At 54.6% G+C, this 19,469-nt stretch carries 22 protein-coding genes; 3 read left to right on the top strand and 19 right to left on the bottom strand.

Features of this window, described 5'->3' with window-relative positions:
* The first annotated feature begins 1 nt into the window (after position 1).
* Entirely contained in the window at positions 2-712 is a 711-nt protein-coding gene (locus R0J87_RS10885) for a 16S rRNA (uracil(1498)-N(3))-methyltransferase (protein WP_498886101.1), read from the top strand.
* 55 nt (positions 713-767) lie between these two features.
* Here R0J87_RS10885 and rloA3 read toward each other — a convergent pair whose 3' ends face one another.
* From rloA3 to hemH, 13 genes are all read right to left on the bottom strand, one after another.
* Positions 768-1,337: a retropepsin-like aspartic peptidase RloA3 gene (rloA3, locus tag R0J87_RS10880; protein ID WP_498886100.1), complete on the bottom strand. Its 570-nt coding sequence runs from the start codon at positions 1,335-1,337 to the stop codon at positions 768-770.
* 64 nt (positions 1,338-1,401) lie between these two features.
* Entirely contained in the window at positions 1,402-2,679 is a 1,278-nt protein-coding gene (locus tag R0J87_RS10875; RefSeq protein WP_498886157.1) for a lytic murein transglycosylase, read from the bottom strand.
* Between the two features lie 99 nt (positions 2,680-2,778).
* On the bottom strand, positions 2,779-3,225 hold the full coding sequence (locus R0J87_RS10870) for a DUF3429 domain-containing protein (RefSeq protein ID WP_498886098.1): 447 nt from the start codon (positions 3,223-3,225) through the stop codon (positions 2,779-2,781).
* Between the two features lie 2 nt (positions 3,226-3,227).
* Entirely contained in the window at positions 3,228-4,649 is a 1,422-nt protein-coding gene (locus R0J87_RS10865; protein WP_498886097.1) for a DASH family cryptochrome, read from the bottom strand.
* The gene (locus tag R0J87_RS10860) at positions 4,633-4,809 is read right to left on the bottom strand and encodes a DUF2256 domain-containing protein (RefSeq protein WP_083025732.1); all 177 of its coding nucleotides are present in this window, start codon (positions 4,807-4,809) and stop codon (positions 4,633-4,635) included. The genes R0J87_RS10865 and R0J87_RS10860 overlap by 17 nt, the downstream gene beginning before the upstream one ends.
* Before the next feature lie 172 nt (positions 4,810-4,981).
* Positions 4,982-5,386, bottom strand: coding sequence for a monovalent cation/H(+) antiporter subunit G (gene mnhG, locus R0J87_RS10855; RefSeq protein WP_044628503.1), 405 nt, complete (start codon positions 5,384-5,386; stop codon positions 4,982-4,984).
* Positions 5,379-5,648, bottom strand: a complete 270-nt coding sequence (locus tag R0J87_RS10850; protein WP_188639378.1) for an MrpF/PhaF family protein — start codon at positions 5,646-5,648, stop codon at positions 5,379-5,381. The genes mnhG and R0J87_RS10850 overlap by 8 nt, the downstream gene beginning before the upstream one ends.
* Entirely contained in the window at positions 5,648-6,121 is a 474-nt protein-coding gene (locus tag R0J87_RS10845) for a Na+/H+ antiporter subunit E (protein ID WP_498886094.1), read from the bottom strand. Before R0J87_RS10845 ends, R0J87_RS10850 begins: the two co-directional genes overlap by 1 nt.
* Positions 6,118-7,719 carry a Na+/H+ antiporter subunit D gene (locus R0J87_RS10840; protein WP_498886093.1) on the bottom strand — a complete coding sequence of 534 codons (1,602 nt, stop codon included), beginning with the start codon at positions 7,717-7,719 and terminating at the stop codon, positions 6,118-6,120. Before R0J87_RS10840 ends, R0J87_RS10845 begins: the two co-directional genes overlap by 4 nt.
* Positions 7,716-8,063, bottom strand: a complete 348-nt coding sequence (locus R0J87_RS10835; RefSeq protein WP_404342668.1) for a Na+/H+ antiporter subunit C — start codon at positions 8,061-8,063, stop codon at positions 7,716-7,718. Before R0J87_RS10835 ends, R0J87_RS10840 begins: the two co-directional genes overlap by 4 nt.
* Positions 8,064-8,096: 33 nt before the next feature.
* The gene (locus R0J87_RS10830; protein ID WP_044628498.1) at positions 8,097-8,528 is read right to left on the bottom strand and encodes a Na+/H+ antiporter subunit B; all 432 of its coding nucleotides are present in this window, start codon (positions 8,526-8,528) and stop codon (positions 8,097-8,099) included.
* The gene (locus R0J87_RS10825) at positions 8,521-10,869 is read right to left on the bottom strand and encodes a putative monovalent cation/H+ antiporter subunit A (RefSeq protein WP_498886091.1); all 2,349 of its coding nucleotides are present in this window, start codon (positions 10,867-10,869) and stop codon (positions 8,521-8,523) included. The genes R0J87_RS10830 and R0J87_RS10825 overlap by 8 nt, the downstream gene beginning before the upstream one ends.
* A 200-nt stretch (positions 10,870-11,069) precedes the next feature.
* Entirely contained in the window at positions 11,070-12,149 is a 1,080-nt protein-coding gene (gene hemH, locus R0J87_RS10820) for a ferrochelatase (protein ID WP_404342673.1), read from the bottom strand.
* Between the two features lie 112 nt (positions 12,150-12,261).
* Here hemH and R0J87_RS10815 point away from each other — a divergent pair, with 112 nt between their 5' ends.
* Positions 12,262-13,845 carry a cryptochrome/photolyase family protein gene (locus R0J87_RS10815; protein ID WP_498886089.1) on the top strand — a complete coding sequence of 528 codons (1,584 nt, stop codon included), beginning with the start codon at positions 12,262-12,264 and terminating at the stop codon, positions 13,843-13,845.
* On the top strand, positions 13,842-14,246 hold the full coding sequence (locus R0J87_RS10810; protein ID WP_498886087.1) for a thiol-disulfide oxidoreductase DCC family protein: 405 nt from the start codon (positions 13,842-13,844) through the stop codon (positions 14,244-14,246). Before R0J87_RS10815 ends, R0J87_RS10810 begins: the two co-directional genes overlap by 4 nt.
* A 21-nt stretch (positions 14,247-14,267) precedes the next feature.
* On the opposite strand, the gene R0J87_RS10805 is transcribed toward R0J87_RS10810, so the two are convergent.
* The 6 genes from R0J87_RS10805 to rpsR form a co-directional block, all read right to left on the bottom strand.
* The gene (locus tag R0J87_RS10805; protein ID WP_311064931.1) at positions 14,268-14,570 is read right to left on the bottom strand and encodes a DUF6482 family protein; all 303 of its coding nucleotides are present in this window, start codon (positions 14,568-14,570) and stop codon (positions 14,268-14,270) included.
* Between the two features lie 139 nt (positions 14,571-14,709).
* On the bottom strand, positions 14,710-15,003 hold the full coding sequence (locus R0J87_RS10800; protein WP_044628494.1) for a hypothetical protein: 294 nt from the start codon (positions 15,001-15,003) through the stop codon (positions 14,710-14,712).
* 82 nt (positions 15,004-15,085) lie between these two features.
* Positions 15,086-17,746, bottom strand: a complete 2,661-nt coding sequence (locus R0J87_RS10795; protein WP_498886085.1) for a replicative DNA helicase — start codon at positions 17,744-17,746, stop codon at positions 15,086-15,088.
* Between the two features lie 143 nt (positions 17,747-17,889).
* A complete protein-coding gene (rplI, locus tag R0J87_RS10790; RefSeq protein ID WP_404342683.1) occupies positions 17,890-18,336 on the bottom strand; it encodes a 50S ribosomal protein L9 in 447 nt (148 codons plus the stop codon).
* A 15-nt stretch (positions 18,337-18,351) separates the two neighbouring features.
* Positions 18,352-19,203, bottom strand: a complete 852-nt coding sequence (locus R0J87_RS10785; protein WP_498886155.1) for a hypothetical protein — start codon at positions 19,201-19,203, stop codon at positions 18,352-18,354.
* 12 nt (positions 19,204-19,215) lie between these two features.
* A complete protein-coding gene (gene rpsR, locus R0J87_RS10780; protein ID WP_009097135.1) occupies positions 19,216-19,443 on the bottom strand; it encodes a 30S ribosomal protein S18 in 228 nt (75 codons plus the stop codon).
* Between the last annotated feature and the right edge of the window lie 26 nt (positions 19,444-19,469).

The raw sequence follows: 19,469 nt of genomic DNA, 5'->3' as shown, positions 1-19,469 counted from the left end.
TATGAATTTGATTCTGTTAGATCCGAGCGAGATTGACGGTCACCAAGCCCGTATTACGGACCAGCGCCGGTTGACTCACCTGCATGAGGTGCACCGGGCCAACGAAGGCGATCGCTTAACGGTGGGTATTCAAGGCAGTGCCATGGGCAAGGCCACGCTAACGGAGCTCAACAGCACACAGGCCCTGTTTACGTTGGAAGATATCAACGAACCGCCGCCGCCAGCCCTTCCTGTGCATCTGGTGTTGGCGCTGCCACGCCCACGCATGCTGGCACGCACCCTAGAGCACGTCACTGCTTTAGGGGTGAAAGAGATAACGCTGCTACACACCAAGCGAGTTGAAAAAAGTTACTGGCAGTCACCCGAACTTCGAGCTGAAAAAATCCATCAACACCTAGTGCTTGGGTTAGAGCAAGCGCGAGATACACAGTTGCCCAACGTCACTCTCTGCAAAGGGTTCCGCCCCTTTATGGAAGAACAGCTGCCGGCACTTCTAGCAGAGCGAAGAGGATTAGTTGCACACCCCGGCATGGAGAACGCTTGCCCACGCGGAATTGATGAGCCGACGCTATTATTAGTGGGGCCTGAAGGCGGGTTTATCCCATGGGAAGTGGAGCAGCTACTGGCGGCAGGCTGCGAGGGAATGCACTTAGGCCCTCGCATCCTGCGGGTCGAAACCGCCGTTACAGCGCTGCTGTCACGACTGTTTTAGGCTGTACATAAAAAAGTTTATCAAAAGGTTCATAACAAAAGATTCATAACAAAAGTTACGACTGATCATCTTCCGGGTCGTGGGGAACGTAAGAGGCGTTCTCTGCGCACCCAGGCTCTTGCAAAAAGGTATTGCGCACGTCCAATAAGCCCAGGTGGCTAATCGTGCGCCGACCTAGCAGCAGCGGATAAATCATCTCTTCACGATCTCGCAGGCTAAACTGCTCTTCGTAAACGGTGTCGCCCATGCAAACATCCATCAGCACCACCGGGCGCTCATCACGACCACCCGCACCACGAACGGTTTGTTCGCGGTAGAGTGGACGCTCAATGCGATCACTAAACGTTTCACCACTCTCTTGGTCTTCAAGTTTTAGACGAAAGCGCACCCACTCTTCGCCATCTTTTTCAAACATCTCAATATCACGAGCATCCAGTGACGACGTGAGCGCGCCGCTATCCAGCTTGGCTTTGACCGCGATACCCCACGGCTCGATATAGGCATTTTCTACCCAGCCAAACACATTATCTTCAGCGTGCGCTTGATCACTTACTAAAGCAGCACTGACCAACATGGAGCCTGATAACACGCTGGCACCCAACACCCCTAGAAATGTTTTTCCCATTGCGACTCATCCTTGGTGAGAAATTGACGTAGCGATCAGAGAAGTTAGCGCAACAAGCGCTGCGCTAACGAAGCCGTTCTAGCAACGATTGGGTGGCAAAGCCATCCGGCACCAGCCCTTGGTCTCGCTGAAAAGCGCGTAGGCCAGTTTGGGTGTTAGGCCCCATGATGCCGTCGGCAGTGCCTACCGCATAACCGGCGTTGTTCAAACGCTGCTGGAGCGTTCTGACATCGTCACGTGTTAAAGGTGCCTCATCTCTGGGCCATGACTGCGAAATGCCCTCACGACCGGCGATGGCGTCGGCAAGCGTGGCCACCGCCAGTGCGTAGCTCGTGGCATTGTTGTAGCGCAAAATAGCGCGAAAATTCGGGCCGACAATAAACGCAGGGCCATTGGCGCCTGCCGGTACAATCACCGCGGCGCTATCGAAAGAGGGCAGTTCGCCACGTACGGCGCGCACGCCTTGGGCAGCCCACTCAGCACTGCTGCGACGATCCGTTTGGGCATAATCAAACGAGGCGGGAAGCACCACTTCTGCTCCCCACGGCTGACCTGCCTGCCACCCAGCCCTCGCCAAGTAATTCGCGGTCGATGCCATGACATCGGGAATACTGCCCCAGATGTCACGACGCCCATCGTCATCGCCATCAACAGCATAAGCTTCAAAACTGCTGGGAATAAATTGCGTATGCCCCATCGCCCCTGCCCAAGAGCCTTTCATTTGCTCTGCGGCAATATCGCCCTGGTCGATAATACGCAGCGCGGCTAACAGCTCACCACGGGCAAAATCTCGCCGACGGCCGTCATAGGCCAGTGTGGCAAGCGACTCTAGCGTCGAGAAGTCACCAAAATTGCTGCCGTAATTACTCTCTACTCCCCAAATGGCCACCACGACTTCTGCTGGCACGCCGTAGCGCTGCTCCATCTGTTGGGCTGTCTCACGGTGCTGAGCGTACTTTTCTCGGCCATTGTGGATACGCGTAGAAGACACAGCGCTGTCTAAATACTGCCAAATCGCTCGCACAAACTCAGGCTGGTAGCGGTCGAGTTCAATCACCCGCTCACGATAGCGCAGACCATCAAAAGCGGCGGCTAATGTCGCCTCGCTAATCCCCTGACTCGCTGCATAGCGCCGAAACTCACTGAGCCACTGGTTAAAGTTGGCGTAACGCACCTCTTCAGCCGCGCGGGCGTCTACCTCAGTCATTAGCTGCGGGCTGGCGTAGGCAGCAGGGCTATGGAGCGCCACCGCGGTGGCGGCAAAAAACAAAAACGGCAACGCAGCGCCACAGCGCGAACTCCACGTGGCTTTAGGCTTCAACGACAAAAGGGGGAATGACATAGGGGGTAATGACACAGGGGGGAATGACATAAGCTATCTTCTCTCGGCAGTCCTTGGCGTGAGCTGGATGATGGCTTAGAAACGGGAGAGATACCACCCCTAGGCGGACAAGCGCCATAAAACGCCCAAATGGCAAACAGCAACGACAGCCGTCAGCACACAGCGCAGCTTAAGGTACCAAGTAGCAAAGCCCTCTCGACCTTCACGGCTAATATCGTACCCCCCCATGAGCACAAAGCCCGCTAGCAGCACCCAAAGCCCGGTTACCGGGCTAAACAGCAGCGCAGGCCATGCAATTAAGCTAGGCACCATGGCGAGGATAAGCCGCCGGGCATTGTTGTCACGTGGCACCTGAAGGGCACTCCCCCAGTGAATGCCGCCCAAAAATGACAAAATAACGGCGCTATAATAAGTAAAACCGTAAATCGCACTGACCTGCCAAACGGTGGGAGCCACCCAAGCGGCAAGGCTGCCGCCCAGGAAAGGCAATAGACCCGCAAGGCCAAGGCCCCAAGCTAACCGACGGTGACTGACTGTTGATACCATCCTTACTCGTCCGTTTCTTCAAACTCTGTTGCGGCAATCAACCAGCGCTGCCATTCACTAGGCAGTACGCACGGAGGCTTGAACTGAGAAGGCGCTACGCGCCAAGGCTGGTGACGTTCTAAACCAAAAGGCAACGAATCTAGGGCAGGCAGCCAATACGCCACATACAGCCCTTTCGGGTCGTAATGCCCCGCCTGCTTGAGCACGTTAAAATAACGGTCCTGGCGAGGGTCCCGACCAACGCCTGCAATATAGCGCCAGTTGCCCCAATTGCTAGCCACATCATAATCAATCAGGCAATGCTCAAACCACCAAGCGCCCAGACGCCAATCCACCTGCAGGTCTTTGACCAAAAAGCTGGCTACGTTCTGTCGTGCACGGTTTGAAATCCAGCCCGTTCGTTTAAGCTCCAGCATAGCAGCATCAATAAACGGCACGCCTGTTTCGGCATTACGCCAAAGATTAAATGCATCGTTAGCCGGAGGCAGCTCCTCGCGACCAAACAGCGTGACGCCTTCTAATTGGGCGGCGCGATGGAAGTAATCGCGCCACAGTAGCTCAAAAATAATCCAGTAACTGGATTCACAGCTACCGTTGATAGCTTCCCACGCTTTGACTTCTTGGTGAATCTGGCGAGCGGATAGACAGCCACGGGCTAACCAAGGTGAAAAACGGGTCGAAAAGTTAGCACCCAGCAGCCCGTTACGAGTTTTCTTGTAAGACTCTGCACCGTTTTGCCGCCATAGATAGTGCTGCAAGCGGTCATTGGCTGCAGACTCGCCGCCTACAAAGACAAATCCTTGACGCTTGTCTGGCTGCCAGGCAGCGCTCACTTCGCATACGGCTTTCAGCGGCGGAAATCCGCGTGCGGCCCCTTCTGGCCAACCCGGCAAAGTGACCGGTGCGGGCTGAGGTGCACCAATAGCGCACTCTTTTTCCACACAGCGGCGAAACGCTGAAAAGCTTGCGGGAAGGTCGCTCAGCTCAAACGGTAGCGCGCTAGCGTCAAGTAAGTAACCGCTATCTGCACGGTGTAGTTGGCAGCTAGCGGGAAGCTGCGCCGCGACACGGGCAATGTGTGTCGACTCTTCGCACCCCGAGTGCTCGGCAACGCGCACTTCGCGGGCGCGTAGCGTCGCGGCAACTTCTACCACTACGTCCGCCGGGTCGCCAATACGTACCAATAGATCGCTACCCCGCTGCAACAGCTCGCCGCGCAGCTCCATGAGGCTTTGCCACAAGAAGCGCAGGCGCGCCGGACCAAGCCGGGGTGTGCTATCACCAGGCACGGCTTCTTTTAGCCAACGCTGATCCAGTACATAGAGGCAAAGTAGCTGGTCGGGGGGAGTCTCAAAATGTAGTAGAGGGTTGTCGGCTACGCGCAAGTTATCCTGTAGCCAGACAATATCAGTCGTGCTGTTCATGCTCTTGCCTCCTCGGCGTGCTGTGCTGCTTGGCCTCGCGACGGCAACGTTCGCTGCAGAAGCGCACCTCGTCCCAGCAGCGCGCCCATTTTTTCCGCCAAGTAAATGGGCGCTGGCATTGAACGCAGTCTTTTTGCGGTAAATCCTGTTTACGTCTCATCTATTCAATCTCGCTACGTGCGGGTCATGCCACGCTACGCCGTAATACATGGACATAATATCTTATACAGTACAATTATTGTATATAAATTGACACCGCTATTTTGCCGCAGCGCGCATAAAAAAAACCACCTCTAGGGGTGGTTTTCACTAACTAACGTATATAACTAATATTAATCGGGGTCAGTATTACGCGGGTGCCGCTTAGCGTTTTCTTGTGTCTCCATGCCACTTTTCAGCTCGTGGGTCAGCGGGTCGTAATTAGGGCGTAATTCATCTTTTACCGTACCGCTCCAAAGCCTGGAGCCTACAAAGTAGCCTGCCCGCCCAATCACGTGGGCGGCAATCGGCGCGGTGATTAAAATAAACACGATGATGGCAAACGAGCGTGCCACAACGCCCACTTCGGCAAAATGCATGGCCGAGGCCAGCATGATGAGAATCACCCCAAGCGCCGCCGCTTTGGTAGTCGCATGCATACGCGTCAGCAGGTCCGGTAACCGCAGTAAGCCAACGGCGGCCAATAGCATAAAGCTCGACCCCGTTAGCAGCATGGCACCTTTAATGACATCAATCATCCCGCGGGCCTCCTCGTTCAAGAAAGCGGGCAAAACCAATCGCGGCTAAGAAACCCATCAGCGCAATCACGATAGCGGCGTCCAAAAAGCTGGAAACCCCGGACTGAATCGCATAGACGCCCACTAGGCCTACGACGGTGGTAGAAAACAGCTCTAGAGCAACAACACGATCTGGCAGGCTGGGGCCACGCACCACACGTACAAACGTCAGCACCAGCGCTAACCCCATAATCACCTGGCTAATTAAAATCACAGTATCCATTAACGAAATAACTCCAGTGCCCGGTGTTCCATCTCTTTTAAGTTGCGCCGCAGTTCTTCTTCATCATCTAAGAACATCGCATGGATATACAGCACCTTGCGGTCGTCAGAGACATCTAAGCTAAGGGTTCCCGGTGTTAGCGAAATCAAATTCGCCACCATAGTGATTTCCATTTCGGTACGTGCCGACAGAGGCAGCGCAATCACCCCAGGCTGCATATGCCAAGGCGGCGTTAAAATATCGAAGGCCACCCGCAGGTTGGCCTGCACCAGCTCTTTAATAAAGAAACCGAGAAAACCGATAATACGCGGCACACGGGCGGGGTAGCCTTTTAGCGCATTAACCTGGGGTTCGATAAGCAGCAGGGCAATGTAGCCAAAAATCATGCCGACCAGCAGGTTTAGCCCTGTGAAGTCACCGCTGAGCAGCACCCACGCCAATCCTAATAGCAGATTCCAAATGGCACCGGTCATGGGCTCTCCTCCAGGCTGTTATCGACGCGCTCTGCCTGTATGTCGATGGGGTCTAGCAAAGCGGCCTCTGCGCTAGCAGACGCACCCAGCACCGCCTCGATATAGCCAGACGGCGTCATTAGCTGCTCTCCAATTTGGTTCATTACCAGCATGATGGGCTCCGCAAACACGCCAATCAGCAGCGACATCATGGCAAGCACCACAACCGGCAAGTACATCATCCACAGGCTGGGTTTCAGTAAACGCCCATCATCCCCAGCCGGTGTGTGCGCTTGGGGAACCTGATTCTCCTCGGGCAGCGCCTTCCAAAACACCTCATTCCAGATCTTCACCATGGAGTAGAGCGTCATCAAGCCAACCGCCAGCGCAATACCGGTGGCCACATACGCTTCTGCCTCTAAGCCTGCGCGGACCAGCACAAACTTGGCAAAGAACCCCGACAACGGCGGAATACCCGCCAGCGAGAAAGCACTAATAAAGAACGCTACGGCCAGCCACGGGCGCTCACGATACAACCCGCCCATTTTTTTCAGCTGATAAGTGCCCTGCAGGCGATGGGTAATCCCGCTAATTAGGAACAGGTTCGTCTTCACAATGATGTTGTGCATGATGGCAAACACACCGCCGGCAATGGCCAGCGGTGTGTAGAGCGCCAACCCCAAAATCATGTAGCCAATCTGGCTCACGATGTGGAACGAGAGAATACGGCGGAATTCATACTGCGCGGCAGCACCCAGCACCCCGGTAACCATCGTGAAGACAGCCCCCCACAGCATGATGTCTTGAAGATAGCCCATCGTCTGGTCAAAGATCAGCGTAAACACCCGGAACAGGGAGTACACGCCCACCTTGGTCAACAGCCCAGCAAACAGCGCAGACACCGCCACCGGTGGCGTGTGGTAGGAAGCAGGCAGCCAGAAAAACAGCGGAAACGCGGCGGCCTTGATACCAAAGGCCACCATAAACATCACCGCCAGCACTTCGACCATGCCGCTGTGTTCGGCTTCATCCATGCGCAGCGCGATATCGGCCATATTGAGCGTGCCTACCGTGCCGTAAAGCAGGCCTACCGCGGTGAGAAAAATCACCGATGCCAGCAGATTCAGCGTCACATACTTGATGGCCCCTTCCATCTGCGCCCGCTCGCCTCCCAAAATCAGCAGCGCAAACGATGCCACCAGCATCACCTCAAACCACACATAGAGGTTGAAAATATCACCCGTTAAGAAGGCACCCGCTACACCCGCCAACAGCAGGTGCATCAGCGGATAGTAGCCAAACTTCTCATGCCCACGGCCGGTGGTGGCCAGGGAGTAGATGCCCATCGCAAGTCCGATGATCCCGGTGAGCAGAATCATCACGGCGCTGAGCATGTCGGCCACCAGCGTAATACCAAAAGGCGCGGGCCAGCCGCCCATTTGCATAGTGATGTAGCCATCCGCCAATACAGCGATAAACAGCCACAGGCTAACCACAAATAGCGCAACGTTACCGGCAACGGCAATAAAACGCTGCATGGGCCGTGAACGCCAAAATATCAGCGAAATAGCCCCAGAAAGCAGCGGCAACAGAACGGGAAGTGCGACTTCAGGCCTCACGTGTCGGTATCCTTCATCTTGTCTAAATCATCTGCCTTAACGATTTCGTAGGCCCGGCGAATCAGTACCACTGCAAACGCCAACACGCCAAAGGCAATCACGATGGCGGTCAGCACTACCGCCTGAGGCAGCGGGTCAGCGACGTCGCCCAAGGGCTGCATCAATCCCTCAGGAATTAACGGCGGTGCGCCACGGGTCATACCTGCGGTGGTGAAAATCAGTAGGTTGGCAGCGTTAGACAGCAGCAGCAGTCCAATGACTAGCTTGACGATGGAGCGGCGCAGCATCATAAAAATAGCGGTGGCATATAACAGGCCAATCGCCAGTGCCATTAACGGTTCCATGGGCGCCCTCCTGTTAAAACTGGATTAGGTAACTTAAGGCTCATCCTTGTCCACCTCCATTAACGCCATGACCATGCCCATCACCGAGCCCAATACCGCCAAATACACCCCAATATCGAAAATCAACGGCGTCGACGCTTTAAAATCAATCACCGGAATGGTCCACCACTGGGCGGTAAGAAACGGCTGCCCCATAAACCAAGCGGGCACCACCGAGATCATTCCAAAAAAGAGTCCTGCGCCAATCAAGTCTCGTGGGTCGACCATACGCAGTACTTCTTTGGTGGCGCTAACGCCAAAAGCAAACAGGTAAAGCGTGAACGCCCCGGCCGCCACCAGCCCGGCAATAAAGCCACCACCCGGCTCATCGTGGCCACGCAGCAGCAGAAAAACAGAGAACATCAGCTGCAGCGGCATTAGAAAACGCGCCGCCGTGTTAAGAATAATCGTGCCTGATTTAACCATCGTAGGGCTCCTTCATGCTGGCTTTGTCGCTATCCGTCGCTTTGCCTTCCGTCTCCCCGTGGCGCAGCTTGAGCATCGCAATCACACCAATCGCGGCTAACGCCAACACAAACATTTCGCCGAGCGTATCGAGGGCACGGTAATCCACCAGAATAACGTTGACGATATTGCGGCCGTAGGCGAGCGGTGCACTGTTTTCCACCATATAGGTAGAGATCGTCTCAAACTGGTCGATACTCCAGGCGGTCATGATCAGCAAAAAGATCAACACCCCCATAGTGGCCGCAACGGCACCATCGCGAATGCGTTCAAGGTTGGTGGAGAGGTTCGAAAAACGCGGCAGCCTAAAGAGCACAAGCACCAGCAGAATCACGGTCATGGTTTCTACCAGCAGTTGGGTAATCCCCAAATCTGGCGCGCTGAACAGGATAAAGATCAGCGCGATAGAGAAGCCCATGATGCCTACCGAGACCACAGCGCCCAAGCGCGAGCGTGAAATCGTGGCAAACAGCGCCCCCATCGCCATGGTGCCCACCACGATGACTTCATGGAAACGCACGTCTAGAGAGAGCGCCAGCTGTGGTGAATGACGCAGCAAAATGGAGTTACCGATGAGCGCAATCAACACCACCAGCATGACCAGAATGTAGTTACGCATATAGCCATTTTGCAGCAGCCGCGTTTGCCATTCAGAGAAGCGCACAATGCCATTCATCAAGCCTTCGTAACCCGCTTCCGGGCCGTAGCGCATTATCGGAGCCAATCTCGCTAACTGGCCGCGAACGCTGTCCCAGCGCTTAAACAGGAGAAAGCCAAGGATCAAACTTACTACCGACATGATCAGCGCGACATTGACGCCGTACCAGAGTGATAGCGAGATCGGCAGTGCCTCACCCGCCACCGCTGTTGCTGCAGAGGTGAGCAGCGCATCGGCCCCCAACATAGCGGGTGCCAAGCCAAGTGCGAGCGAGCCAAATGCCAATAGACCTGGGCCGATCAGCATACTGAATGGCGCCTCATGGGGCGTTTTGGGTGTGTCGTGGCGTGCACCATAGAATGGCCGCAGCGCAATCACCGCCGCCACCGCAATGGTCAGAATGGCTGACAGAAACGCAAACAGCACCAGTAGCAGCTGAACACGTTCAGCGCCTAACGCCGCTTCAAGCATTAACTCTTTACCAATAAAGCCAAACAGCGGCGGCACGCCAGACAGCGACAGCGCTGCCACCAAGGCAATTACCGCAGTCACCGGCATCACACGCCGTAAGCCGCCCATCGCGGTAACATCTTTTGTGCCGGTTTCATGATCGAGGATACCCGCCACCATAAACAGCGCTCCTTTATACATGGAGTGCGCAAGCAAAAAGGTGACGAAGGCCGTCATCGCATAGTCAGAACCAATGCCAAGCAGCATCGTCAGCGTACCCAGCGCCATAATGGTCGAATACGCTAAGAGCTTCTTGATATTGGTATGGTGAATGGCTAAGAAGGCACCGGTGAGCATAGTGGTCGCCCCCACTACGGAGAGCACGGTGACCCACATTCCTGTTCCACCCAGCTCTGGCTGCAGGCGTGCCAGCAGGTAAATACCCGCCTTGACCATAGTTGCAGAATGCAGGTAGGCCGAGACGGGGGTTGGTGCTGCCATGGCATTGGGAAGCCAGAAATGGAACGGGAACTGCGCAGACTTGGTAAAGGCCCCGAGCAATAAGCAGATCAGCATAGGGGTATAAAGCGCATGCTGGCGCAGGTCATCGTCTGACTGCAGAATCTCACTCAAAGACCAGCTGCCGCTGGCAATACCCAATAGCACCAAACCTGCCATTAGCGCCAAGCCGCCAGCAACCGTCACAAAAAGCCCCTGACGAGCAGATTTGCGTGCTTCAATATCGGTATGGTTAAAGCCAATCAGCAGGTATGAGGTGATGCTGGTCAGTTCCCAAAAAATAAACAGCGTCAGCAGTCCATCGGCTAACACAAGCCCCAGCATAGAGACCATAAAGGCAACGAGGGCAAGGTGAAAACGGGCTATATCCTGGTGGCCTTTTAAGTAGCCCCCCGTATACACCAGGACACAGGTGCCAATGACCGTAATCAGCAAGCCAAATAGCAGAGAAAGGCCATCGAGTAAAAAGCTGAGACTAATCCCGAGCGAAGGCACCCATGCCCATTCCAGTAGCTGAGGCCCATTGCTCAGCACTAGCGGTGCTTGGCTAAACAGCCAAGCAGCGATTGACGCCGGAAACAGCGCAAGCAGCAGGCTTGCTCGCTCCCCAAACCAACGGTTGAGCAGCGGTGACGACGCTGCCAACACGAAGCCCATCAACACGGCAAATTGCATCCGGCGCTCTCTCCCTAGTAACGTTAATCCATCCCAATAAGCGGCTTATACAGGTGCATAGGCCGCTTAAACGTTGAATAAGTGTGATTTTATATGCACAGACCTTATACCAGCCTTTCCAAAATTTCTAGAAAAGTCGGTACCAATAAAAAGCCGCCTAGCGTACAACGCTAGGCGGCTTTTTTAACAAATGCGCAGTACTAAGGCGTGGATAGCCAACCAGAGAGTTCGTTATTGACCACCGCTAACAGCGCGTCGATATGGTCATCACGATCATTCAAACAGGGGATATAGCTAAAGGTTTCGCCGCCAGCTTCCATAAAGCTGTCGTGAATCTCCTCTTTAATCTCTTCAAGGGTTTCCACACAGTCGGAAGAGAATGCAGGCGAGAGAATGGCAATATGCTTATGCCCCTGCTTTGCCAGCTCAGCCACGTGATCGACAGTTTGCGGCCCTACCCACTTTTCAGGCCCAAACTGCGACTGAAACGCCGTATCCACTTCCTCTTTCGTAAAGCCTAATGCCTCACGCATTAACCGCGTGGTCTTCTGGCATTGGCAGTGGTAGGGGTCGCCTTCCATCAAATAGCGCTCGGGCACGCCGTGGTAGCTCGCGACCAGCTTGGTCGGACGGCTTTCAAAACCGTCGTACGCCTCTTTCACTGAATTTGCCAGCGCCTGGACATACGCAGGATGTTCAAAATAAGCAGGCACAGTGCGGATGTACGGCTGCCACTTCATTTTCATCAGCGTGCGGAAGGCCTGATCATTGGCGGTTGCCGTCGTGGGCGAACCGTATTGCGGGTAGAGCGGAAAGAACACGATCCGCTCGCAGCCCTTCTCTTTCATGCGCTTTAACACGCTGTCGGTCGAAGGGTTGCCGTAGCGCATGCAGAAATCCACTTCTACATCATCGCCATAGAGCGCTTTTAAACGCTCGGTCATTTTTTCCGTTTGAGCACGCGTGGTGGTTAACAGCGGGCTTTCATTCTTTTCATTATTCCAAATGCTTTTGTACGCATGGCCAGATGAAAAAGGACGCTTAGTCAGAATAATCAGCTGCAGCAAGGGCTGCCATTTCCAACCTGCGTAATCCACCACCCGCTTGTCAGATAAAAATTCGCTGAGATAGCGGCGCATGGACCAGTAGTCGGTGGCATCAGGCGTTCCCAGGTTGGCTAACACAACGCCGACCTTGGCACGGGGAACGGCAGGGTGGTTGCTGGGCGCATGGGTCAAACGCCCTTCACCGGGTTGATCCTTTACAACGCTATCGGCCATCTCGCTCACTCCTCAGGTGCAGTACATAATGGGCAAAATCTTAACACTTTTCGGCAAAGCCGCGGCATAAAGTTATACTATCAGCATTATTTGTATAACTGCAGGCTAACTCATGTCCAAGCCGTTACTGCTCGTACTAGGTGATCAGCTCACGCTGACACTACCTACGCTTCGCGATGCGCCTCCTAATGCGGTGGTTGCACTGTGCGAAGTGGCAGAAGAAGCGCGCTACGTGCCGCATCATCTGCATAAAATCGGCCTGTTTATGGCCGCCATGCGCCACTTCGCGCAAACCTTGCGAGATAAAGGCCACACGGTGCATTACAGCCGCATTGACGATGCTGACAATACCCACTCGTTGATAGAAGAAGCCGAGCGACTCGCCAAGCAGTATGGCTGTGATGAAATTCGCGTCACTCGCCCGGGTGAGTGGCGGCTGTGGAACAGCATGCAACAGCGCCAGCAGGCGGCTCTTCCCTGGCAGCTGCTTGAGGATGACCGTTTTTTCACCACGCCTGATGACTTTACCCACTGGGCAGAGGGCCGCAAGCAGCTGCGTTTAGAGTACTTCTACCGGGAGCAGCGTAAACGTACAGGGCTACTCATGGAAGGTGACACGCCGGTTGGCGGGCAGTGGAACTACGACCATGACAACCGCGAGCCCATTAAAGCCGCTTTAAGCTTCCCCACTTTGCCTCAACACGGTCAGGATAGCCTTACGCAGCAAGCCCTTAAGGATGCAGCGCACTACTTTGAGAGCCATATGGGGTCGATAGAGACGTTCAACCTCCCCGTGACTCGCCGTCAGGCCCTAGTAGACTTGAACCACTTTATAGAGCACGGGCTAGCTGACTTTGGCCGCTACCAAGATGCCATCAGCGACCGTGAGCCATTTCTTTACCACTCGCGGCTCTCTGCAGCGATGAATATTGGCCTGCTCTCCCCGTTTGAGGTCTGCGAAGCCGCTGAAGCTCACTATCATGCGGGCAAAGCGCCTATTAATGCGGTAGAGGGCTTTATCCGCCAAATTTTAGGCTGGCGCGAATACGTACGCGGGCTCTACTGGACGCAGATGCCCACTTACAAACAAGAGAATCAACTTGGCTTTACCCGAGAGCTCCCCGCTTTTTATTGGGATGCGAAGACCGATATGCGCTGCCTCCAGCGCGCTATCCAGATGACGATTGATAACAGCTACGCCCATCATATCCAACGGCTCATGGTGACCGGCAATTTTGCGCTGCTGTGCGGCGTAAAGCCCGAGGCGCTGTGTGACTGGTATTTAGCCGTTTATGCAGATGCCAGCGAATGGGTGGAACTGCCGAATACACTGGGTATGGTGTTACATGCAGATGGAGGGCTGATGGGCTCCAAGCCCTACTGCGCGTCGGGTAAGTACATCGATAAGATGTCCGACCATTGCCAGCACTGCCGCTACTCTCCCAAAGAGATCACTGGCCCCAAGGCCTGCCCGTTTAATAGCCTATATTGGCACTTTCTAGAAACCAATGCCGAACAGCTCAACCGCAACCCGCGTATGAAGCTCATCTACGGTTCGCTTTCGCGCATGAAAGAGGAGAAACGCGAGGCGATTCGCCAGCAGGCAGAGCAGTTTCTCGCCAAGCTACCCACCAGTGAAGGCTACGGCCAGCCAGCCCACACACAAGGCTATTCTCATCAGGAGACCCGCTCATGAGCCGATTCGCGACGCTAAACGCACAGGCCCCCGTCACGCTTTATCACGATGGCCACTGCCCGTTTTGTCGGGTCGAAGTTGCCTGGCTTGCCAAGCACCGTCATCACGAGCGCGTTAAGCTGGTGGATATTCAAAGCAGAGAGTTTGACGCAGAAGCGATCGGCCGCAGCTTTGACGCCATGATGGGGCAGCTGCACTTACAGGATCGTCAGGGATATTGGTATGTGGGTATGGATGCCAGCCGGGCCCTCTATGCGGTGTTGGGCTACCGGCGGCTGGTAAGACTTTCTTGCTTACCGGGCCTGCGAAGCGTCATGGATGCAGGCTACCGTTTTTTTGCCCGCCGCCGTATCCGGCTGGGGCAGTGGTGGGAAAAACGTCAGGATAAATCTGCTAGCTGATCAATTAAGATAGCGAATTAATTAAAATACTAGCGGCATACGCGAGGTCAGCGGCGCGCTGTAATGGGCGTCGCGGCCAATGACTTCATCGTGCGGAACATGCTGCACCAAGTAGGCGCGATGAATACCCGCTCGCTTCAGCTCCAGGTAGACGTCATCTAATGAACGAAACAGCATCGGCTTGTTACGTTGCATCAGCATATGGCGCTCGCCTTCTACATCCTCAAGCTCTACCTGATAGAAACGGCTGCCTGAATGAGTAATCACCCGAATTTCAAAGTTGTCGTGGCTTGCGACGAACTGTTTTAGCTCTTTCAGTTCCATGGTTCCCTCCTGTTATTGGTCATCATCATGGAGCACAGCATGACGCGGCCCCATGACAATAATATTACCTTGGCACTAACTGCCTAAGAGGGCAATAACCGAAAAGAGTTCCTGACCAATTCGTCAACTTATGGTCGTTTTACTGATATTCCGACGGGTCAATCGCCTTACCCAGCGAGTTGCGGTCAATCCAGTTACCGCCTTTTGTCTCTTTGTAACGAAAGACTACTTTGTCGCCCACGGCAACGGGAAGCTCTGCGTCTTCTGTCTGGTAGCTGTACTTCTCCCCTTCCACTACTAGGAAATAGCGGTAGAGATCGGGCATGCCCAGCCACTCTTTAAAAGGCCCCTCGCGCTCTAGCGACTGGAGTTCACCACGGCCTTCCAATTTCGGAAGACGTTTGCGGTTACCGCGCCTAAAACCACCTGCCATTTGTTACTCCTGTCTCTCTATCTGCTCGAGGCGAACTGCTCATGAGGGTGCGCATTATACGTTCTCCCCCATGACGCTCAAGTTAATCACCAAACGCTTCGCCGTAGCTGTCAGGCGCTAGATCTTCAAACCGCGTGTATTTACCAATAAAGGCCATGTGCACCGTACCAATGGGGCCGTTACGCTGCTTACCGATAATCAATTCAGCGATACCTTGGTTATCTGGGTTATCCGGGTTATACACCTCATCCCGGTAAACGAAGGCGATCACGTCTGCATCCTGCTCAATCGCTCCCGAGTTATGGCTAACAATACCATCCGCCAACCAACAGGCATCTCCTGGAACAGTTAAATCAAAGACTTCTTCTTCACCGCAAGGGCGTATATCAACGACCTGATCCCAAAAGAGATCGCTGGAAGCTATCTGAGACAACGCAGCATCGCCTAGTACATCCGCATAGCTACTAAGGGTGGCACGTGAAGGCGCAAAGCTAAAATGGGACGAGCCGCCATAAGCAGTACCACGCATTGCCGCCATTTGCCGCTGACTGACGCCTTTGGCAATCATTACCTGCTTAACATGATCAAACACCTCTTGAGGCAAAGTGTCGATATTAGTGTTAGCCACGACAGCCGCCACTTTAAGCGGCTCTAGCGCTGCCTCCTGATGCCCAAACGCTCCAATTCGCTGTGCAAAGCGCTGCTGTTGATCACTTCCAGATACATCTGCGGTATACCATCCTCCCCCTTCTCCCGATATTACATGACGAATTCGTGTCACAATCCCGAAACGCAGCAGCAGTGCGCTGACATCATCAATAAGACGTCGGCTAACCGTAGAGAAGTAGAGACGTGTGCGGCCATTTTTATCGGTCGTAATACTACCGTCGGTGGCCCACAAGTGACGCATAAACAAAGCGAGCTGCTGATTGGACAGCTTAAAGATATCGCTTGGAATATATTTTTCAGCAGAACGCTGCCCAAAAATACCCAGCGACTTCAACCAACGCCCCACCCCTTGCGCATGCCAACGATTACCATTGCCAGAAATAACGAGTTGATGCCAGTTACCGCGCCCAGCATGGCGCGTCACCGTCGAACCAAACTGTTCGGCGGAGCACTTCACGGCATCGCTATTCGCTTCACTAGCGGTGGTGTAGCGTAGCGGCTGGCCCTTGACATAGCTGCCGTCACCTAACAAATGGGCCAACAGGATAAGCGCATGCTCCTCCCACGTTATCGGGCATTCAGGCTCAGCTATCTGCCTGGCTAGTGCAATACGATCACCCACCTTCAGGTCGGCGACCGTTTTCCAATCCCACAACGCTTTTAAGCGATGCTTGCCTGTCGCACGTATGCGCCGTCCACTGGCGAGAGAAACCTCAAATACGGGCTTAGTACCCACTGACCACACTAAATCCGTCGCCGAGCGATTAAGCTTCCCATCTTCTCCTAGCGATATAACGTTCGGCGTTTGCCCTACCAACTCACCAATAGGCAATCGCTCCCCGGTGGCCAGCATCACTAGCGTGTCTCCCGTGACACACTCCCTCAAATCCGACATCACAGGCCGCTTATTGGGGCGCTGCTCTAGCGAGCGGTTAAGCTGCGAAAGCGCCACTACCGGGCACTGAAACTCTTTGGCTAACCCTTTCAGTGAGCGGGAGATCTCAGAGATCTCCCCCGTGCGGTTTTCAGAGAAGCCGGGGATCTGCATCAGCTGAAGGTAATCGATCATGACCAGCGCCATATTACCGTGCTCGCGCACAACACGGCGCAAGCGCGAGCGCATCTCATTGGGTGAGAGCGCGGCGGTGTCATCAATAAACAGTTGCTTATCTTTAAGCAGGTTGACGGCCGAGGTAAGGCGCGGCCAGTCCTCATCTTCCAGCTGCCCTGAACGCACCCGGGTCTGGTCAATGCGACCCAGTGAAGAGAGCATACGCAGCATCAGCGACTCGGCAGGCATCTCCATGGAGAACACCATGACGGGCTTGTCGCTGGCAATCACCGCATGTTCTACCAGGTTCATGGCAAAGGTGGTCTTACCCATGGAGGGGCGGCCGGCAATAATCACCAAATCGGAAGGCTGCAGGCCTGAGGTCATTTCATCTAGATCGCGAAAACCGGTAGAAAGCCCGGTCATTTCGCCTTTGAGATTGAACAGCTCATCGATGCGGTCAACGGCTTTGGTAAGCAGCTCGCTCATACCGATAGGGCCACCAGTTTTTGGTCGCTCTTCAGCAATCTGAAAAACCAGCCGCTCGGCTTCGTTTAAAAGCTCATCAGCAGGACGCCCCTGAGGAGAAAACGCTCCATCAGCAATTTGATTCGCCGCCCGGATAAGCTTACGCAGCGTCGCACGCTCGCGCACAATGTCAGCATAGGCGCGAATATTGCTAGCCGAGGGCGTATTACGAGCCAGCTCTGCCAGAAAACCCAAACCGCCCACGGTATCTAGCTGATCCCGCGCCTCAAGCGCTTCGGAAAGCGTGACCACGTCTAACGGCTTACCAGACTCCGCCAGATGAATCATCACGTTGAACACCAACCGGTGCTCATATCGATAAAAATCGTCGGCTACCAGGCGTTCAGAAACGTTATCCCACGCCTGATTGTCCAACATAAGCCCGCCTAACACCGACTGCTCCGCCTCTAACGAGTGCGGCGGCAGCTTAAGCGCTGCCGTTTCCTGATCAGCAGAAGGCTGGTCCTGCATAGCGAGCTCCTTAAAATAACGCATTGCCAACGGCGCTTATCTTAGCCGGGCAGCTTCCTACGTACCACTGGCGAATCCACAGCGGCTTAAAAAGACCCAGCGGCTTAAAAAGACAAAGGGCGCGGGAGATCCCGCGCCCTTTGAGGCGTTAGCATTGACGAGAGAAATTACTCTGCGACAACAACCACGCGTACAACGGCGTCCACTTCTGCATGCAGGTGGAGGTCGATGTCGTATTCGCCAGTTTGACGAATCGGTCCATTCGGCATACGGACTTCGCTCTTGGCAACTTCGATGCCAGCAGAGGAGATCGCGTCGGCCAGATCACGCGGACCGATAGAACCAAACAGCTTGCCTTCGTCGCCCGCTTTAGAAACCAACGACAGTTCGATGTCGTTAAGCTGCTCAGCGCGTGCTTGGGCTTCTGCTTTACGCTCAGCGGCTTGAGCTTCAAGCTCGGCACGCTGCACTTCAAACGCTTCAACGTTCTCTTTGGTGGCCGGTACGGCTAGACCGTAAGGCACCAAGTAGTTACGACCATAACCGGGCTTAACAGTGACCTTGTCACCCAGGCCGCCCAGCTTACCAATGTTGTCGAGCAGAATGACTTCCATCTCGTAAACCTCTTGTCAATTGCTGCGGGCAAGGCGTGCGCGAACGTTCGCGAATGTATCAATCAGCCCCAACAGCAGCACAATGAGAATCGTGGGCCAGGTCGTGATCAGCAGCACATAAAATGCCACCAACCACAGCCCGTTCATCCCCTTAATTCCAATAAACCCGTGCACTAACGCAATACCGGCTATCAGCAGCGGAATCCAACTCAGCATGGCCAGCGCCTGCGCACCCAATGCCATACCTGCCACCCCAAGCACCACTAAAATAGCGAGCTCCTTAGGTGTTAAACGCAGGGCATGGAATTCGTCACGAAAGCCGCCTGGGTTATAAAGCCCAGCCTGCCAGCTGCGTGCTAGCGCTAAACATACGATAGCCGCTAACAGCACCACTAACCCCGTTACGCCACCAATCACAGTGGCCGCCAAGGTAGGCGTGTCGATTCCTTGGTTGGCAAACTCAGTGAGCATGCGGTCGATCTCTTCTGAGCTCTCCCGCAGTTGCTCCAGCATAAGTTCGGTTCCACCCGGCGGGCTGAAGATGCCAAGCTGTACCATAACCGCGGCCGCTAAAGTGCCCACAATTAAGGCTTCGCCCCAACGCATCCTCTCACGCAAGATAACTGCCATCAGCGTCACGAGCAGCACGCTCGTTAGCGGAATCACATCACCCTGCGCCCACCAAAAACCTGCTGGTAGTGCGGCGGCGATAATAACCGGTAGCGCGGGGGCAAAGCCTTTGCGCAGGGTTACTAATGCCGCGATGGCCGCGCCCAACCAAAACAGCCAGGGCACTAACGCTGCTAGCGCTGCCCCGCCTGCGGCATAAGGCGTACCGCGCATCAGCCATCTTGCTAGTGCCAGCATCACGTTAAACGCTTACTGGTGGCTATCGGAGTAGGGCAGCAGTGCCAGGTAGCGTGAACGCTTGATAGCGGTCGCCAGCTGACGCTGATAGCGTGCTTTGGTGCCGGTGATGCGGCTCGGAACGATCTTGCCGGTTTCGGTGATGTAAGCCTTCAGCGTGTCGAGATCTTTATAGTCGATCTGCTTGACGCCTTCAGCGGTGAAGCGGCAAAACTTACGGCGACGGAAAAAACGTGCCATGGACTAGCTCCTTAAAACGTGCAGTG

Origin of the sequence: Halomonas sp. SIMBA_159 (assembly GCF_046536035.1) — a bacterium.
In the GTDB taxonomy this organism is placed as follows: Bacteria; Pseudomonadota; Gammaproteobacteria; order Pseudomonadales; family Halomonadaceae; genus Vreelandella; species Vreelandella venusta_A.
This window is presented reverse-complemented; position numbering and strand designations above follow the sequence as displayed.

What these genes read in the sequence shown, in the direction of transcription:
- R0J87_RS10835 (WP_404342668.1), bottom strand. Translation starts at nt 8,063, where the DNA reads ATGGAACCGTTAATGGCACTGGCGATTGGCCTGTTATATGCCACCGCT.
- R0J87_RS10830 (WP_044628498.1), bottom strand. Translation starts at nt 8,528, where the DNA reads ATGGTTAAATCAGGCACGATTATTCTTAACACGGCGGCGCGTTTTCTA.
- mnhG (WP_044628503.1), bottom strand. Translation starts at nt 5,386, where the DNA reads ATGATTGATGTCATTAAAGGTGCCATGCTGCTAACGGGGTCGAGCTTT.
- R0J87_RS10785 (WP_498886155.1), bottom strand. Translation starts at nt 19,203, where the DNA reads ATGCTGGCACTAGCAAGATGGCTGATGCGCGGTACGCCTTATGCCGCA.
- R0J87_RS10825 (WP_498886091.1), bottom strand. Translation starts at nt 10,869, where the DNA reads ATGCAATTTGCCGTGTTGATGGGCTTCGTGTTGGCAGCGTCGTCACCG.
- R0J87_RS10865 (WP_498886097.1), bottom strand. Translation starts at nt 4,649, where the DNA reads ATGAACAGCACGACTGATATTGTCTGGCTACAGGATAACTTGCGCGTA.
- R0J87_RS10815 (WP_498886089.1), top strand. Translation starts at nt 12,262, where the DNA reads ATGTCCAAGCCGTTACTGCTCGTACTAGGTGATCAGCTCACGCTGACA.
- R0J87_RS10810 (WP_498886087.1), top strand. Translation starts at nt 13,842, where the DNA reads ATGAGCCGATTCGCGACGCTAAACGCACAGGCCCCCGTCACGCTTTAT.
- R0J87_RS10805 (WP_311064931.1), bottom strand. Translation starts at nt 14,570, where the DNA reads ATGGAACTGAAAGAGCTAAAACAGTTCGTCGCAAGCCACGACAACTTT.
- R0J87_RS10850 (WP_188639378.1), bottom strand. Translation starts at nt 5,648, where the DNA reads ATGGATACTGTGATTTTAATTAGCCAGGTGATTATGGGGTTAGCGCTG.
- hemH (WP_404342673.1), bottom strand. Translation starts at nt 12,149, where the DNA reads ATGGCCGATAGCGTTGTAAAGGATCAACCCGGTGAAGGGCGTTTGACC.
- R0J87_RS10800 (WP_044628494.1), bottom strand. Translation starts at nt 15,003, where the DNA reads ATGGCAGGTGGTTTTAGGCGCGGTAACCGCAAACGTCTTCCGAAATTG.
- rplI (WP_404342683.1), bottom strand. Translation starts at nt 18,336, where the DNA reads ATGGAAGTCATTCTGCTCGACAACATTGGTAAGCTGGGCGGCCTGGGT.
- R0J87_RS10875 (WP_498886157.1), bottom strand. Translation starts at nt 2,679, where the DNA reads ATGTCATTCCCCCTTTTGTCGTTGAAGCCTAAAGCCACGTGGAGTTCG.
- R0J87_RS10885 (WP_498886101.1), top strand. Translation starts at nt 2, where the DNA reads ATGAATTTGATTCTGTTAGATCCGAGCGAGATTGACGGTCACCAAGCC.
- rloA3 (WP_498886100.1), bottom strand. Translation starts at nt 1,337, where the DNA reads ATGGGAAAAACATTTCTAGGGGTGTTGGGTGCCAGCGTGTTATCAGGC.
- rpsR (WP_009097135.1), bottom strand. Translation starts at nt 19,443, where the DNA reads ATGGCACGTTTTTTCCGTCGCCGTAAGTTTTGCCGCTTCACCGCTGAA.
- R0J87_RS10860 (WP_083025732.1), bottom strand. Translation starts at nt 4,809, where the DNA reads ATGAGACGTAAACAGGATTTACCGCAAAAAGACTGCGTTCAATGCCAG.
- R0J87_RS10845 (WP_498886094.1), bottom strand. Translation starts at nt 6,121, where the DNA reads ATGACCGGTGCCATTTGGAATCTGCTATTAGGATTGGCGTGGGTGCTG.
- R0J87_RS10795 (WP_498886085.1), bottom strand. Translation starts at nt 17,746, where the DNA reads ATGCGTTATTTTAAGGAGCTCGCTATGCAGGACCAGCCTTCTGCTGAT.
- R0J87_RS10870 (WP_498886098.1), bottom strand. Translation starts at nt 3,225, where the DNA reads ATGGTATCAACAGTCAGTCACCGTCGGTTAGCTTGGGGCCTTGGCCTT.